This window comes from Bergeyella cardium, assembly GCF_009914665.1.
Lineage (GTDB): Bacteria > Bacteroidota > Bacteroidia > Flavobacteriales > Weeksellaceae > Bergeyella_A > Bergeyella_A cardium.
In genome coordinates this window covers 1493268-1509687 of sequence record NZ_CP029149.1, presented here as the reverse complement: position 1 = coordinate 1509687, position 16420 = coordinate 1493268, and the positions used below count along the sequence as shown (strand labels likewise).

Annotated in this window: 11 protein-coding genes and 1 CRISPR repeat array; of the genes, 2 read left to right on the top strand and 9 right to left on the bottom strand. The window is 35.9% G+C overall.

The window, feature by feature from the left end; all coding sequences use genetic code 11:
* Positions 1-7: 7 nt before the first annotated feature.
* The 6 genes from DBX24_RS06975 to cas9 all read right to left on the bottom strand — a co-directional run bounded on the left by DBX24_RS06975 (position 8) and on the right by cas9 (position 11215).
* Entirely contained in the window at positions 8-562 is a 555-nt protein-coding gene (locus DBX24_RS06975; RefSeq protein WP_160224394.1) for a hypothetical protein, read from the bottom strand.
* A gap of 8 nt (positions 563-570) precedes the next feature.
* Positions 571-2838, bottom strand: coding sequence for a zinc-dependent metalloprotease (locus DBX24_RS06970; protein ID WP_160224393.1), 2268 nt, complete (start codon positions 2836-2838; stop codon positions 571-573).
* Between the two features lie 33 nt (positions 2839-2871).
* Positions 2872-3420, bottom strand: coding sequence for a hypothetical protein (locus tag DBX24_RS06965; protein ID WP_160224392.1), 549 nt, complete (start codon positions 3418-3420; stop codon positions 2872-2874).
* Between the two features lie 104 nt (positions 3421-3524).
* Positions 3525-5650: a CRISPR direct-repeat array (repeat unit 47 nt; unit sequence GTTGTGAATTGCTTTCAATTTGATTACTTTTGTGGATATCACACAGC).
* Positions 5651-5707: 57 nt separating this feature from the next.
* Positions 5708-6046 carry a CRISPR-associated endonuclease Cas2 gene (gene cas2 / locus DBX24_RS06960; RefSeq protein WP_120489358.1) on the bottom strand — a complete coding sequence of 113 codons (339 nt, stop codon included), beginning with the start codon at positions 6044-6046 and terminating at the stop codon, positions 5708-5710.
* Positions 6043-6936 carry a type II CRISPR-associated endonuclease Cas1 gene (gene cas1, locus DBX24_RS06955; RefSeq protein WP_160224391.1) on the bottom strand — a complete coding sequence of 298 codons (894 nt, stop codon included), beginning with the start codon at positions 6934-6936 and terminating at the stop codon, positions 6043-6045. The genes cas2 and cas1 overlap by 4 nt, the downstream gene beginning before the upstream one ends.
* A gap of 13 nt (positions 6937-6949) precedes the next feature.
* Positions 6950-11215: a type II CRISPR RNA-guided endonuclease Cas9 gene (cas9, locus tag DBX24_RS06950; protein ID WP_160224390.1), complete on the bottom strand. Its 4266-nt coding sequence runs from the start codon at positions 11213-11215 to the stop codon at positions 6950-6952.
* A gap of 162 nt (positions 11216-11377) precedes the next feature.
* Between cas9 and DBX24_RS06945 the strand changes: the two genes are divergently transcribed.
* Positions 11378-11713, top strand: a complete 336-nt coding sequence (locus DBX24_RS06945) for a hypothetical protein (protein ID WP_120489361.1) — start codon at positions 11378-11380, stop codon at positions 11711-11713.
* 348 nt (positions 11714-12061) lie between these two features.
* Positions 12062-14083 (top strand): transporter-like protein, encoded by a 2022-nt coding sequence (locus DBX24_RS06940; RefSeq protein ID WP_120489363.1) that lies wholly within the window; start codon positions 12062-12064, stop codon positions 14081-14083.
* Positions 14084-14121: 38 nt separating this feature from the next.
* Here DBX24_RS06940 and DBX24_RS06935 read toward each other — a convergent pair whose 3' ends face one another.
* From DBX24_RS06935 to DBX24_RS06925, 3 genes are all read right to left on the bottom strand, one after another.
* On the bottom strand, positions 14122-14418 hold the full coding sequence (locus DBX24_RS06935) for a DciA family protein (protein ID WP_120489364.1): 297 nt from the start codon (positions 14416-14418) through the stop codon (positions 14122-14124).
* 6 nt (positions 14419-14424) lie between these two features.
* Positions 14425-14997, bottom strand: coding sequence for a pyruvate decarboxylase (locus DBX24_RS06930; protein ID WP_160224389.1), 573 nt, complete (start codon positions 14995-14997; stop codon positions 14425-14427).
* Between the two features lie 150 nt (positions 14998-15147).
* The gene (locus DBX24_RS06925; protein WP_160224388.1) at positions 15148-16383 is read right to left on the bottom strand and encodes an MFS transporter; all 1236 of its coding nucleotides are present in this window, start codon (positions 16381-16383) and stop codon (positions 15148-15150) included.
* Positions 16384-16420: the final 37 nt, after the last annotated feature.

Sequence of the window (16420 nt, the reverse complement as noted above, 5' to 3'; positions counted from 1 at the left end):
CTTCGGTCTACGCCCAGAAATCCTTGACTTTTTGTACATCCGAATTAAAATAATAATCTGAATAGCGGTTATATGCCACTGCAATAGCAAGCCTGTAAACCCTAAGAATCTCAGTATTTTTAATTTGAGGAGCTTCACTGCCTTCAGAAACAGTATCAAGGTAACGCTTAGCAGACTCACTCTGGTGAATGAGCTCATCTGTACCGCACTGCCCTTCCTCAGAATGATTCTCTTCAGTATAATGAAGCTCACCATTATCAGTATTGATAAAGTACTCCTTTCCATTGTATGACAGGTTCCCAGAAACTGCGTTTGGGCGAATAGAAAGCGTACCGATAAGATTTCCATTGGAATAGCCTACAAAAGTTCGGATGCCCTCACGAGAGAAGGCGGTTTCTCTCTCCTGCCATTGGATAGTCAGCGGGTTACCTGGCAATGGAACCGCCCAACTTATCGCTTCTGAACGATGGAATAATCTCACAATATCCCTTACCTTCTGTGCGCAAAGATTCTGTACAAGTCCTAACAAAAGCAGTACAAAAAATGTCTTTTTTATATTCATTACTCTATTTATTTTTTGATGATTTTAAATGTATGTAAAATGTTATCAGCCTCTACATTAACGATATAAACTCCCGCTGGCAAGTCTGATACAATATACCTCTGCATCTTACCAAAAGATTTGAATTGCTTACCTGAAAGGTCATAGATTTTCAGATTAAAATCTCCCTCTACACCTTCTACTACAAAGGAATCTTTAAAGGGATTTGGGTAAATTCTAAGAGATTTTACTTCCACTTCATCAGTTGAAAGCCCAGCATCATCAGGGTCTATAGTGAATGTCTGTACATATCGGTTTACATTACCTGAACGGTCTTCTGCAAGCCAAACATACTTCTTCTGCTTCTTGCCATTAAGCTCACCAGCTTCCCAGCCTTGGGAAACTTTAACTGCCCCATCGCAATTATCAACAGCTGTAAGCCCTTGCTGAGCGGGAATATCGGCTTCTGTCTTTACTATTTGGTCTTTTGGATAGTCTGACAACTCAGGCGGTGTAGTATCTTGTACCAATATCACTTGTGAATGAGCCACAGGAGATACTTTATCAGCAGAAGCATACCACGAGCGGATGAGTTTATAATTTCCATTCCACAAATCAATCTTTTCCTCTGTAAATTCTATTTTGGTTGATTCATCACCCCCCGTTACCTCTAACTTTGGTACTTCTGGAAGCTGGCTATCCTTACATTGAAAATGAATATCCTTAGGCAAATCTCCGACGAATTTTAATCTATCTTTTTCTATATAAATATACTGAGTAAAGCTGTTTTTATTACCGCAGTTATCGGTTGCTTCCCACTTACGGAGAATATAATGGAGGTGATTTTCCTCTTCATAATCAATATTTGGGATATTATTACCCGTACCACTACAAGATGAAGTAGCGGTAACCTCTGCTTTTGGAGGAATCTCAGTTTTTTTAACGGTAATTACAGGCTCTGGAAGATTTTTAAAAACGATTTTTGGTTCATAAACCTCCATTGGGCTGGGCTCTTTCAGACTTCTTCGGGTATAAAGCGCATAGGCAATATGGTCTATCACTTCTACCTTGAAAATCCCTTCCACCTTATGTTTCGTTCTTTCTGACCCCCAGCTCCAAACCTTTCCTGCCTTTCTTATTCCTGCTGGTAGGCTTACTTTATACTCACCATTATTGGGAACTTCATCTGCTAAGACATACTTATAGGTTTTTCCATAGTCATCTGAGAAAAGTATACGAACTTTAGTATCATTCCCAAAGATATTTCTGTCTACATCCCATTTAATGGTAATAGTATCCCCTTCTTCCATATTTGAAAGTGGCATTACCGAAGTTATTTTAAAGGGAGTACCATCTACTATATTCAGATTCACTTTTTCTATATCATACTGAGTAGCGTGTGGCTGCTGATGAGCTTTCCTCCCTCCATCACTTACGCCCAACCAAAAGGTATACACTCCTCTATCCGATGGTTCTGGTGAAGAATAAGGCACTTTCTGAATTTCATACTCATCTTCTCCATCATCATTTCCAGGATTAGTCAATACCCTCTCATACTTAGCTTCATATTTAACTGTATTATCCTTAGACGGGCTGTAAGCAATGAAATTTGCCTTCCCTGGCTGGTCTATATCCGCCTGATGAGCCATATACAGCAGTGCATCATCCTCTGGGTCGGTAGCATCTATCATAAATTGGAAGAAAGTATCGGGTGGGATTTTGTACTCTGGCTGTAGCTTTGCTCGATTAATCAATGGCGGTCGGTTATTGGTATTAATTCCATAAAAAGGTATCGCGGCCGACTTCTCACCTACCCAATGTTTATGTTCTTCATCGGAATAATAACCTGGATTATAAAATACCCTCTCCTTTATTTTCGATGCACTGACCAATGAGAAGAATACATCATCATCCTTAAAACCATATCCCATTATAGAAGTTCCACTAAGGGGCTCTGTACTGTAAGTTATAGGGCCATTACTAAATGTATGATTTGAGCCAAACAAATGTCCTACCTCGTGTGCCAGCGTATAATTGTTATTAGAGACCAATGCACTCCCTTTGGTGCTTTTATTATAAAAGCCTCCCAGCGTTGCAATACCCAATACCCCTTTTGCAGGCTCGGTAACCATCACTCCTACTTCATAATTATTCTCACCGATTAAGCCATTAATCTTTTGGGTAGAATTGGAGATAATATAATAAAGATTTGTAGTATTAAACAGCTCTTTGTCTTTGGTATCTATAATAAGTCTATCATCATTAATCACCTTAAACTTCATCGCAAGGTCTCTCATATAAAGTTCATTAAGCACCACCTCTGCCGATGCCTAGTAACCTCTAACCCTCGCCTTATTAAAGCCAAATGTTCGAGAAAAATAGCTGTAATCAATCGTAATAGCCAATCGATAAACCCTAAGCACAGGGTCTGTATAAACAAATTTTTGCTTCTTATAATCTACTCTCAAAAAGCTCTTTTCTTCAGCGCTATCAGACGCACAAAAGTTCCCAGAGCAAGTTCCACAATTCATATCTGCACCTGAGGTACTAATCACAACTTTCCCCTGTCGAGTATCAATATGATAAGCCTTTCCTACCCACTGAATACTTCCAGAAATATCATTTCTCTGCACCGACAATGCCCCTACCAATTGTTCATTATAGTATCCTACAAAAGTTCGGATTCCTTCCACTGCAAATGAGCTTTCACGCTCATACCATTTTACGGGTACCGATTCATTTCTATCTGTTTGCACCGCCCATTCCACCTGTTTTTTCTGTGAAAATAACGGCAAAATGCTTTTAACAGACTGCTGAGCTTGTAAAATTTGCATAAAAGCCAATAATACAAGTCCCAAAAAAGAATTTAAGAACTTCATAAGCTGAATTTTTAAGAATCTTATTATTAGTTTTTCTGATGAATATTAAAAAATGGCGACAAAGTTAAGATAATTTAATTTAACCTCTCTCTGCTACCTAAGTACAAAACAAATATTTTCAATTTGATTACTTTTGTGGATATCACACAGCTTAAAGTAAGTCTCACGACTCATAACTCCCGTTGTGAATTGCTTTCAATTTGATTACTTTTGTGGATATCACACAGCGAGTCACCAGTAGCTAAAGAAAAGCGGATAGTTGTGAATTGCTTTCAATTTGATTACTTTTGTGGATATCACACAGCATTCTTTTATTGTTATGCTCTTTTCATTTAGTTGTGAATTGCTTTCAATTTGATTACTTTTGTGGATATCACACAGCTATACGGTGATTTAGTGCCTTTTAAGTATTGTTGTGAATTGCTTTCAATTTGATTACTTTTGTGGATATCACACAGCGAGGGAGGTGGAGGCTCTTTAATAGTCCTGGTTGTGAATTGCTTTCAATTTGATTACTTTTGTGGATATCACACAGCAAAATAGATGAAGCTATCGAGTTGAGCAGTGTTGTGAATTGCTTTCAATTTGATTACTTTTGTGGATATCACACAGCTTGTGAATGCCGAGACCAAAGCCGTTAAAAGTTGTGAATTGCTTTCAATTTGATTACTTTTGTGGATATCACACAGCAATGTTGTTGTATTCATAAAATTATTGTGTGTTGTGAATTGCTTTCAATTTGATTACTTTTGTGGATATCACACAGCCTTTTGCTGTAAAACCCAGCAGAATCTCCCGTTGTGAATTGCTTTCAATTTGATTACTTTTGTGGATATCACACAGCGAAACCTTGAAAATACAAATTTTACACTTGGTTGTGAATTGCTTTCAATTTGATTACTTTTGTGGATATCACACAGCTGCAGACGGAACAGATTATATCAATGCGATGTTGTGAATTGCTTTCAATTTGATTACTTTTGTGGATATCACACAGCGCGTATATTTGACGCATCAATTAAAACAATGTTGTGAATTGCTTTCAATTTGATTACTTTTGTGGATATCACACAGCCCATTGCCTCATTAAAGCATTTAGATAGGTGTTGTGAATTGCTTTCAATTTGATTACTTTTGTGGATATCACACAGCAGTTTTCCCGAGTGGCACACTCCGAAGTTCGTTGTGAATTGCTTTCAATTTGATTACTTTTGTGGATATCACACAGCAGGGCTTATATCCTCAATTATTTTTTTAATGTTGTGAATTGCTTTCAATTTGATTACTTTTGTGGATATCACACAGCCGGAGTAACAGCTCTATTATCTCAGAATTAGTTGTGAATTGCTTTCAATTTGATTACTTTTGTGGATATCACACAGCCTCTACTCTAATAGCATCTGAAATGAATTGGTTGTGAATTGCTTTCAATTTGATTACTTTTGTGGATATCACACAGCGTTAGAGTTGAATTTGATAAACTCAGAGCAGTTGTGAATTGCTTTCAATTTGATTACTTTTGTGGATATCACACAGCATACCATAAGAAAGGGCTCAGAGAGAACCCGTTGTGAATTGCTTTCAATTTGATTACTTTTGTGGATATCACACAGCAAAAGTAATTCAAATGTTACATTTAGAACTGTTGTGAATTGCTTTCAATTTGATTACTTTTGTGGATATCACACAGCAATCACTACCATCAAAATAATAGATCCAGCGTTGTGAATTGCTTTCAATTTGATTACTTTTGTGGATATCACACAGCCGTAACAGATTACTATGATGAAAACGGAGTGTTGTGAATTGCTTTCAATTTGATTACTTTTGTGGATATCACACAGCTATACTCCCTACCAGAAGAACTGGAAATAGGTTGTGAATTGCTTTCAATTTGATTACTTTTGTGGATATCACACAGCAATGGGCTCCTCAAACTCATCTTTGACGCAGTTGTGAATTGCTTTCAATTTGATTACTTTTGTGGATATCACACAGCTAGCCCTGCATCTTCTTGGTAGCTCAGGTGGTTGTGAATTGCTTTCAATTTGATTACTTTTGTGGATATCACACAGCAGTAGACCTGGAAGCTTATTCTGTAGGACTGTTGTGAATTGCTTTCAATTTGATTACTTTTGTGGATATCACACAGCATCGACCGCCTCATGCCTGACACCCGATCAGTTGTGAATTGCTTTCAATTTGATTACTTTTGTGGATATCACACAGCCTCAAAATAAAAACCTTTGTTAATCAAAGGTTTTTATTTTTAATCAGAATTGAAAATTTAAAATAATTCGAGCTGCTGCCAAGTAGGAGGAGGCAATTCTTGCTTTCTAGAATAAAAAATTTCAATACCCTCAAACTGTTTGTCCGTAATACACATTATCGCTACTTTACCATATTTAGGTAGAATATCTTTTACCCTGCGGATATGAACTTCTGCATTTTCCCTGCTTGGACAATGCCTAATGTACATTGAAAATTGAAAGAGAGAAAAACCATCATCAACTAATTGTTTTCTAAATAAATTGGCTGCTTTCATACTTGCCTTGGAATCGGTAGGCAAATCATATAAAACCATTACCCACATAACTCTATATGCATTTAAGCGTTCATTTTTCATAACATTTCAGGATAGGATATTTGTCTTTTCTCCCCTGTATAGCACTTGTACAATGATGATACGGTCATCTTTACCGCAACTATTAATGGACGATTAAGTCTATCTATTAAAATATCTTTTGATGCTATATTTAAAAAATGATTTTTAGCTTCTTTATCCAATTCCTCAGACTTTGGGTTTTGCATTATCCAATCCATCACTAGTAAATCTACAAATGGCCGATAGGGTTCCATTATATCGCTTGCTAAGCAATACGGATTATATTTATTTTTATGAAAAATCCCTAAGACCAATAATAAACCCGTATCTACAATAGCTCTAGCAACAATGCTATGAAGTACTCCATAACCAAAATTAAAGAACAAATTAGGATAATCACCAAACCGCCCCCTAAGAAAGTCTGGATTAATTAAATTTTTCCAGTAATGCTGAGCAGCAATACCTTCCATATTTGTAACATCACCTGATTTAACATTTTTTAGATAATCATACATTGGCTCTGAAAATCTTCCCAACTTATTTAGAACCTTAATCTGATTCTGTATTTTACACTCAATGGTTTGCTTCCAAAGTTGCTTTTTAAGAGGTTCGCTGGCTTCTATCTGATGCTTCACTCTCTCAGAATATTGTGTATGCCCATTGGTTGGAAGCATAATCCCTTGAGGCAAGTGCTTCGTATCACAACTAATAACCACAACTTTAGCCTCCATCATTTTCTGAATTAACTGATGAGAAAGTGTAATCTGCCAATGATCAAGCATTAATAATCCTAAATCTTCTACAGCTACGCTTCCTTTCTCAATTTTAGACTCAGGACAAATGATTTTTAACTGATTATCTTTCAGCTTTAAGTAAGCTGGATTACCAATATATATGGAACGGTAAAGCATATTTTAATTTATGTTAATACTCTCCTACGCTAACAATATCCCCAAGATGATTAATTCTAACCTTTATAATATTATTAATACCTATTAAACTTTCTCGTTTCCAAGTTATATTTTTTAAAGAGATGTCCATCTGCACATTTGTTTCCAAATGATGTCTAAAAAAATAATCTTTAGTAGAGAGCTTCTGAACTCTAAACAAATTAGGACTAATTATTTTCTTATTTTTAGGGTCTAATAAGTCTATTTCATTAGGATTAAAGCCTGTTTCTTTATTTGGAAAAACAAACATTTCATTTTGTTTCATTGTAAATAGAAATGTCCATCCTAAATGCTGATTATAAGTTTTATCGATAATAGGAAGTCCTTGCTTTGCTCTTGCTACTGCTTCAAAAAATGAAACCACATTTTCTTGTAAATCACCTTTATTATCTCTATAAATAGCTATATGATGATTATTGCCCGTTTGGATAAAGTCCGCTGGGATGGGATTACCTTTTTTATCAAGAATTTCATTTCCTAAGTGGTCTTTTTTAGTATGAATAGCCTCTGCATTTTTCACACCGCTTATTGTAACTCGTTTGATAGCAATTCCTTTTTCTTTATTAAGCCAAATAGGATTTTTATCTAAATCTGAAAAGGCCTTTTTAGGATCGTTATCATATTCTTTCAGACGCTCTTTTAGAATCTTCTTTATTCCTTCATCTAGGATTTTATCTATCAACTTCTCAGTCTTAAAATTATCTGGATTGATATCTTTTCTAATAGAATAGTCTACCTCTAACCAAACTAACTTAACTTTCTCAGGCATCACCTTTTGCTTAGAATCATCTAAATAAATTGGATTTTTTTCTAATGAATTTTTACCTGTAAATGCTTTCTTAGGGTCATTATTATTTTCTTCTAATCGAGCTTTTAAAAGCTGTTTAAACAATGGATTGGCAACTTTTTCAATGGTTTCATTGTCAAACTTAACTCCTACTTTTTCCTCTTTACTCACATAGTAATGATACTTTCCATAAACAGTTTCTTTATGTAGTTGTCCTCTTGGCGTTAGAGTATCTTGAGACCTATTATTCTTACCTGAAATTTTGTTTTTATTTTTAGTAGTAACCTTATTTTTTGCTTTGTGAGAAATAAGGACTGACTCTAAATACGCCTTTACTACCTGACGGAAATTGGGTATTGGCTCTTTAAAAACTCTTTTTTCATTTCCATTTTTATCCTTAATTTTCTCAGTCTCTAAATTCTGGATATTTATGATAACATTATGCTCCTTATGATTTTCATCTTTTCGGGCATTTAAGTAATTAAGATACTGGATATGGGTATGTTTGGTAAAAGCAACAGTAAGCGCATCCATTGCGTGATGACGATGGTCGTTTCGTTTTGTCCAATCTGTAATTACTTCCACTTTCTGCCCAAACTTTCGCTCTTGCATTTCCGTTAGTCCCAAGGCTCTATATTTGGGTAAATTAAGTTCTTTCATTACATTGACCAAGTCCCAATCTTCTCTCAATCTGTCTGTAATACTTCCTGATGTAGAGACTATACTTTTGGTAATTTGTAAGAGCATTTCTTTTGCTTTCTTAGCAATATACTGAGTTTCCCTAAGGTCTCTCTCTATAAATCCATCTCCTATTTCCGATTCTTTTTTTAATAGTTTTTGATATTTAGCCTTAGAGATGATATTTTTTTGATAAAGATCTTCTACTCGAGAAAGATAATTTTCTAATTCACTGTTATAATTACTTTCTATAAAATCATAAGCCGTACGATCCCCTTTCTTTAAATTAACATCTCTGAAAGTGATTGTTTTATTAGAAAAACTATCATCAAACAATCTGGATTTTGGGATAATATGCTCAATATCTATTTTATTAGTGAATAAATCACTCCTTGAAATATATCTATTAGTATATAAATCTTTATACCCATTATCCTTTAATTCTTCATAAAGGCGATAACGAGTAATATCATTTTTAGTAGGATTAGGAATGCCAAACTCTGACGACTTTAAAATAGCTATTATTTTTTCATTTCTGGCTTTTCCATCTCTCACTTGTGTATCTAATTCTGCACGCTCCTTAGCATTTTTCTTCAATTCACGAGCGAGCTCTATTCTTATCTCATCAAATGCAAAGTTTTCATCTTCTTTTCTGTATTTATCAATTAGGCTATTAACCACATTTACCATCTGATTAAGAATTTTTTCTACTACAGGCTGGCGCAAACTGTTCTTCTTAACAGGTTCTAGCCTTTGTTTCAATACTCGTTGCTGATTTTCCTCCTTGGTTAAAGAATCTTTAGAATGCTTAAATCCAGCTAATTTACAAGCCTCACTAAATCCATTCTCTTTAATATAAGGATAGATTTTCCGTATTGCCTTAGTTGAGAGGTTTCCATAATCAGTTAAAAATATGATGTCGGCTAATATCTTGGCATATTCTTCTTTAAAGCCAAATTTATCTTCTAATAGCTTATATAATTTTTCATTTCCGCTTTTAGAATTATCACCTTCATAGGAATACAATAAATGCCAAAGTTGATAAGACGCTTGCTTTTCAAATTCTTTTTGTTTTAGCTCAGCATTAAACTCAAGAATATCGGTACTGATATTTATCGTTTCAAAAATCTGTTTTACAATATTTTTTATCTCTAATGATGGGATATTTAAATCATCTAATTGTATATCACTCTTTGTTGATTTCACTTTTACATAGTCTGAAATACTATGACCAGATAAATCTATAATTTTTAAATAAGCATCATAGAGCTGTCTATTCGTTTTATTCCCTTCAATCTGCTTATAATTAAGTTCCCATTCCTTCGAGCTAAGCCCTAATAATTCTAAGATTTTAGACGATGAGAGATTTCCTTTCAAATTTAATTCATCAAACAACAATTGTTTTTGCTCAAGACTTAATATAAAAATCTCTTTATCTTCATCTACAAACAATTCCTGTGCGGTTTCAAGAGCTTTTCTTTTCCTGCTATCTTTTTTCCTTACAGTAACATTATGTAGATTTTGCCAGATTTTAAACTCCTGAAACAGTGGTGATGACCTCGGTGCTACTCGAGAACCTATAAGTTTTTTAACTAATTTCCCATCTTCTTTTACAATTTCTATTTCTTTACTTTCAAACTCACAGAAGCTGATTAAACCTTTCTGAGATTTCAGTTTTCTTTGATAGAATATCACTGTATCTCTAATTTCCTTTTTCAGATTATTCGTCAAGATATCTGGATAAAATTGAGCTTGGGTAGACCATATTTTTTCAAACTCATCTAAGTAATCCTGACGGTAAAACACCTGATTTTTTAATGAAGTATGAGGGTTCTTTTGTATCTGCTCCCACAAATATTCACCTACGGTTTGTTTATTGAAATAAAGCTCTTTGCTACGATCAGAAATTGCTCCCAAATAACCACTTGAATTATTGAGATTATTGTTTATTTCAGTAATGACATACGCTAATTCTTCTTTGCTTAACTTTTCAGATATGGCTTTAGCACGCCACAGGTAGGCTTGTAATTTTTTTTCTTCTCTGCTGCCTTTATTTTCAGCTGTATAGATTTTATATTTTGAAAGAAATGCAGCACTTGTTGCTTTCTGACCCTTTCCTTTTAATTCTATATAAAACTCATCGGTTAAAATATCTGCATAAAATTGCTTTTGAAAATCCCAAACTCTATCGAACTCATTTTGTAAATCCGAACGATAAAAATCAGGTATGCTTTTATTTCCTTTATTTATTAGTTCATAAACAAATTGCCCAGGCGTTAAGTTCTGTTCATAAAGTTTTCTTGCTATAGACATACCATCTATCAGCTGACCTTCTTCTTCATTTTTTGCTTTTCTGCTGCTTTTATAGCCTCTTTTTTTATTAATGATAAGAAATAGTCTTGCTAATTCTGATAAACTAACCTTTTGTTTAGCCGCTTGGGCTCTTAGCTTTAAAGTTTGAAAAGTTGTACCCTTCCCTTCTTCTGCTAAAACAGTATTTTCAGTTATAATTTTATTTTCTTTTAAAATCTTTATTAAGACTTCTCTTCTGAGTTTAAATCTCTGTAAATTTCTCCTTGCGGAGCGCTTACTGGTTCTATCTGCATTTACAGAGATTGATTTCCCTTTTTCAAAGTTGGATAATTCATCCGTTGTTAGAGGATTTACCCGAACACCTATTTCCTTTATTAGGGATTTTTCTGGAGTTTCTCCTTCTACTACATAAGCAAATCCTATTGATGTCGTCCCCAAATCGAGACCTAAAATTCTTTTCATAGTTATGAGTTTAAAAATTTGTGTAAAGTTAATAATAATTTTGCTTACTAATAATAATTTTTCTACATTTGTCCCAATCAAATTGAAAGGAATTCACAATAAGGATTATTCCGTTGTGAAAACATTTGGGTCGCCTCTTGTCCATAATCAGGAGGCTTTTTTATGAGAAAATCTGTACTTTATTTCGTTATTGGAACGACTATTAGTTTTATTATTAATTATTTTATCTTAAATGCAGGAGTTGGTTGGCAACTCAATCTATTTTATGGTATGGCCTTTGGGCTGGGTTGGGGATTAGCTTATTTTGTAGATCAGCCAAAATGGAAACTTCACAAGAAAATGAGTATTTCATTTATAGGGATTATTATTCTATTAATTATTGGGCGCTTATTTTTTAATTCTATACTTGTAATCCCTTCTATTATTAGATTTTCTACTGTATTTGTTGCATATTATCTGATTGCAAGTTTTAAGCAAAGTAAATCCTTAAGACAATAAATAAAAAAAGAGGTTAGATTTCTCTATCCTCTTAATACGCAATAACTTTTTTCATTACTTGTGCTTAATTATTTGCGTATTTTCATCATTTGTGTTTTATTTTTTTTCAATAATGAGTGTTTTATAATTTTCTCATCATTTGTGTTGCTTTCTTTAAATTCAATTTTAATGCCAAAATAAAAATCACCAATGAAATCCTAACAAACCCACAACATATATCACTGATTACAAATAACAAAAAAATATCCACTAAAATAAATTCATTAATCATCTCCTTTCTTTCAATTCTTACCTATAAAAAGGAGGTTCTCTTTCAATTTTTATAGTTTTCTCTATATTTGCCCTTGTATGTCAGTTTTAAAGATTAATAGAGAGCGTTATAATCATATTTTAGAGAGATACTTTACTTTTAAGAATGAGACTACTTCGGTGGAGCCACTGATACAGATAATGAAGAGTTTCAGGAAAGAAAAGTTTTCCATCATATTGAATTTTCTCATTCATCACCCAGAGATTGCTAATAATTTCGGGTATTATATTCAAAATCTCTTTAATGGGAAAACATTTAATTTATCATTAACCGAATCTAATATCTTAACCGAAAATTCTTTCTTTCCCGAACTTAAAAAAAGGGTACTCAACGCTGTTCTCCCCCCTATCTCCAATGAAAACTCTATTGGTTACATTGTTGATAATGTCTCCGTAATTCCATCGGTAGATTTAAAATACTTCAAACAGATTCCGCAAGAGGAATTGGACAAATTTTTTGAGCTACTCGGGATATCTGACTACATTACAAAACCTTCCGTAAGGAGAAGTTTGCTCTATTCTGCTAATGTATTAGCTTGGCGAGTAATAGGAAACGCTATGGATATGGAAGTACTCCGTATGGTTCCAGAATATCAGAATCTTGGCAATCCTTTTTTGGCTCTTCAAAATGAGCTTGACACTCTTATCTCTGAGTTTAAGCAAAATCAAAACTTCCAATTGCATTCTAAAGATGAACTGACAAAGCAACTAAAGATTTATTGGAAACAATGTGAGGAATTCGTAGATACCGCCTTCAAAAACTCCTCAGCCTATGGTATCTCTGGGCGTACCAACCAGTCTTTATTAAAGATCAGGCAGCAGCTTAACCGAATGAAAGAGGTACTAATGCTCCTCGTCATCGATGAAGAAAAAGATATACTCCATAATTCTCAAAAGCTCTTCTTAAACATCTTAGAATACAAGTCTCACAAGAATAATGTGAAGGAACTTGCTGATGACAGCACCCGCCTCCTCTCCCATCTCATCACAAATCATACGGCAGAAACAGGTTCTCACTATATCGCTTCAGGAAAAAAGGCTTATGTCAATATGTTTTGGAAAGCGAGCGGTGGTGGAGTGATTGTTGGTGCCCTTTGCGTTCTAAAAATGATGTATTCTTACAGCCCTGGCAGTGAGTTTATGCACGCGATACTCTATTCGTTCAATTATGCTATGGGGTTCATTATGATTTACTTGATGCATTATACCCTCGCTACCAAACAGCCTGCGATGACGGCCGCAACTATGGCAAAAGCCCTCTCATTAGGTGAAAATTCTGAGAAAAATTACCTTGCTTTCGCTTCCGTTGTCTCCAAACTTTTCCGAACGCAGTTTATCGCCTTTATAGGAAATGTATTGTGGTCGTTTCCTGTGGCTTTAGTTCTTATTTATGGCTTAGATGTACTTTTCAATCAGAATTTTGCCGTAGATAAAGCCGATAAATTTCTAAAAGAGCTCAATCCTTTCGAGTCTAAGGCAATATTACACGCTTCACTGGCGGGTTTCTTCCTCTTTATTTCGGGGATTATCGCTGGGAATGCTTCCAATAACTCCGTGTTTTACCAAATGCCAGAGCGAATTGCTAAAAACCCGATGATTAACCGAATATTCGGGAATAAATTCGCAAACGGTCTCTCAAATTTCTATGCTAAAAACTGGGCAGGGATTACTTCCAACTTTTGGTTTGGGGTATGCCTTGGAGTTACGGGACCTATCGGGAAATTTTTGGGAATTGATATAGACATTCGTCACATCACTTTCTCATCTGGAAACCTTGCGCTGGGGCTCTACGGTAAGGGCTTTGATGTCGTTGCTTCCACCTTCTGGATAGCCTTTATCACCGTCTTTATCATTGGATTTTTCAACTTTATTGTGAGTTTTGGGCTCTCAATCGTCCTTGCATTACGCTCTCGAAAGGTCTATTTCTCGGAGTTTATTCGTATTTCCAAAGTTACTTTCAGGTATTTTATGGAAAATCCACTAAGGTTCTTCATTCCACTGAAATCCAACTTAGATTCAAGCGCCAAAGAGATGCTAGACCAAACCGTCTCCAAGAAATAATGGATACCAATCACCAATAAGCCTACACATACGGCTTCTTAGATGATTTCTACTGTCTCAAATGTGTCTTCCCCGAAGTTTTCTTTGATTTTTTTTAGGAGGAATGAGCGTTTGAATTGTAAATCATTTCTAAGTATCGGAGATTTTACGATAATAATGAGTTTTTTCTGCTTCAAATCCACTTTTTCAATCTCTTTGAAGCTCTCTGTCCCCATATATTCCGCGAGAAAACTCTTTACCTCAAGGGCTAAGAGCTTATTTTCAAAGCCATAAATCTTTGCAAAGGCTTTTACCAGCTCGGAGGACTGATATTCTCTCTTTTTTCGCTGTTTCATCTCGTATTATTTCGCTTTTCTAAGGGCTTTTCTCAGCTTTTTCGCAAGGTCGTTTATCGCACCTTTCGTCCCCACCTGTACAGAATTCTCCGCCGAGCCTAATAGCCTCATATTCTTCCTGTAAGTATTGTATTCCGTCTCTGTTATAAGACTTCCCTCTGCATCATAGAGCTTCATACTCACCACCACTTGGTTAGAGAACACATACTTTCCAAAACCGACCTTAAAATACTTAACACGAGGCAGTACTGCATAGCTTGCACCGTTATTTTTGCAATATTCTCTGATGATTTCGGGAGAAATTTCCTCAAAACTCATCATTGCATCCACACGGAGAACTTTCCTGCCTTTCAAAGAGGCTACCTTATCCGTCAATGCAGAGAAAAAAGCCAGATTCGTAGGCTCCTTAATCTCCTCCACATCGGGGAACACCTCTGGGCTAAAGTACAAAACCGTCTCCTCTCTCTCCTGCTGGAAATTCTGCATTCCCCGCCCCGATGCCAATACCTGAGCGCCAGCCCATCCTAAACCTCCAACGAGGAAAATCAATGCAAAAACAGCTAATCGTTTTCTTTTCATACCAATTATAGGACACAAATATAATACTTTCCTTTCTTGAAATACTGTAGTCAGTGAGGTGATTATTTATTTCCTTTGACCTAATACTATAGCTAATGAGGTGATTAGCTTAAATACTCGTCATGCCATGGCTGACTGCCTTGCTATGGCTTAATACTCCATATTGCGGAGTTTTAGGTTTTTGAGGGCTACGAGAAGGGCAATAAGGAGGGTCATACTGCCACCGAAAATTACCGAGCGGGTTACGCCCATTAGTTTTGCAGCAAGGCCACTTTCAAACTGCCCCATTTCGTTGCTGGACATTATAAATATAGAATTTACACTGAGAACGCGCCCCCGTATCTCGTCTGGAGTCTTAAGTTGGACGATTGTCCCACGAATAACGACGGATATTCCATCTAACATCCCGCTCATCATCAATAAAATAAAGGATAGCCAATAGATTTTTGAAAACCCAAAACCGATAATACAAATTCCAAAACCCGCAACTGCCATCAAGAGAATTTTCCCCTGATTTCTTCGCAGTGGGATGAAGGATAGCGTGATAATGATGAGCATAGAGCCTATATCGGTGGCGGCATTTAGCAGACCGAAGCCCTCTGCCCCTACTTTTAGGATATCGGTAGCAAAAACAGGAATCATCGCCACTGCACCACCGAAAAGTACGGCAAACATATCGAGGAAAAGCGCCCCAAGAATCTCCTTCGTCTTATAAATATAAAGCACACCCTCTTTTATACTCTCCATAATCCTAATGTTCTGGTTATTGTTCTCAGATGGTTGCTTCTGGAGCCCCCAAAAGAAGAGCGAAGCGATGAGCATAAGGCTCATAATCACTATCAGCGTCCATTCTACACCTATTTTCCCGATCAGTATCCCTCCGATAGCGTGCCCACCAACAGATGCAGTGAGGAAGGTGGATTGGTTCAGGGTAATGGCGTTGGGTAAGGTGTCCTTTGTAACAATTTTTGGAATCATAGACGGGATAATGGGACCAAGAAACGCCCTGCTGATGCCCGTAAAGAAAATAACCCCGTAGATGACATAAGTTATCTGGTGATTGCTAAGCCCCCAGCCCTCCGCACTAAACGCCAGAAGCCCCAGCACGGCTACCAACAGGACATAAGCGTAATTGCAGATGAGGAGAAGCCTTTTTTTCTCGTTCATATCAATAACATAGCCTGCATAAAGAGCTGATGACACGGCAGGAATGACTTCCGATAAGCCGATGAGACCAATGGCGAAGGGGTCTTTTGTGAGTTGATAGACCCACCAGCCAAGTAAAGTGCCAAGCATCCTAAAAGCGAGGATTAAAAAGAATCTTCCTGCGAGTAAGCCCCTAAATTGTGCGTTTTGTAGGGTTTTAAGCGGGGTTAATGAAATCATTAATGATGTTTATTAATCGGTTTTCAGTCTCGGTAAA

What these genes read in the sequence shown, in the direction of transcription:
- DBX24_RS06935 (WP_120489364.1), bottom strand. Translation starts at nt 14,418, where the DNA reads ATGAAACAGCGAAAAAAGAGAGAATATCAGTCCTCCGAGCTGGTAAAA.
- cas2 (WP_120489358.1), bottom strand. Translation starts at nt 6,046, where the DNA reads ATGAAAAATGAACGCTTAAATGCATATAGAGTTATGTGGGTAATGGTT.
- DBX24_RS06975 (WP_160224394.1), bottom strand. Translation starts at nt 562, where the DNA reads ATGAATATAAAAAAGACATTTTTTGTACTGCTTTTGTTAGGACTTGTA.
- DBX24_RS06940 (WP_120489363.1), top strand. Translation starts at nt 12,062, where the DNA reads ATGTCAGTTTTAAAGATTAATAGAGAGCGTTATAATCATATTTTAGAG.
- DBX24_RS06970 (WP_160224393.1), bottom strand. Translation starts at nt 2,838, where the DNA reads ATGAGAGACCTTGCGATGAAGTTTAAGGTGATTAATGATGATAGACTT.
- cas1 (WP_160224391.1), bottom strand. Translation starts at nt 6,936, where the DNA reads ATGCTTTACCGTTCCATATATATTGGTAATCCAGCTTACTTAAAGCTG.
- DBX24_RS06945 (WP_120489361.1), top strand. Translation starts at nt 11,378, where the DNA reads ATGAGAAAATCTGTACTTTATTTCGTTATTGGAACGACTATTAGTTTT.
- cas9 (WP_160224390.1), bottom strand. Translation starts at nt 11,215, where the DNA reads ATGAAAAGAATTTTAGGTCTCGATTTGGGGACGACATCAATAGGATTT.
- DBX24_RS06965 (WP_160224392.1), bottom strand. Translation starts at nt 3,420, where the DNA reads ATGAAGTTCTTAAATTCTTTTTTGGGACTTGTATTATTGGCTTTTATG.
- DBX24_RS06925 (WP_160224388.1), bottom strand. Translation starts at nt 16,383, where the DNA reads ATGATTTCATTAACCCCGCTTAAAACCCTACAAAACGCACAATTTAGG.
- DBX24_RS06930 (WP_160224389.1), bottom strand. Translation starts at nt 14,997, where the DNA reads ATGAAAAGAAAACGATTAGCTGTTTTTGCATTGATTTTCCTCGTTGGA.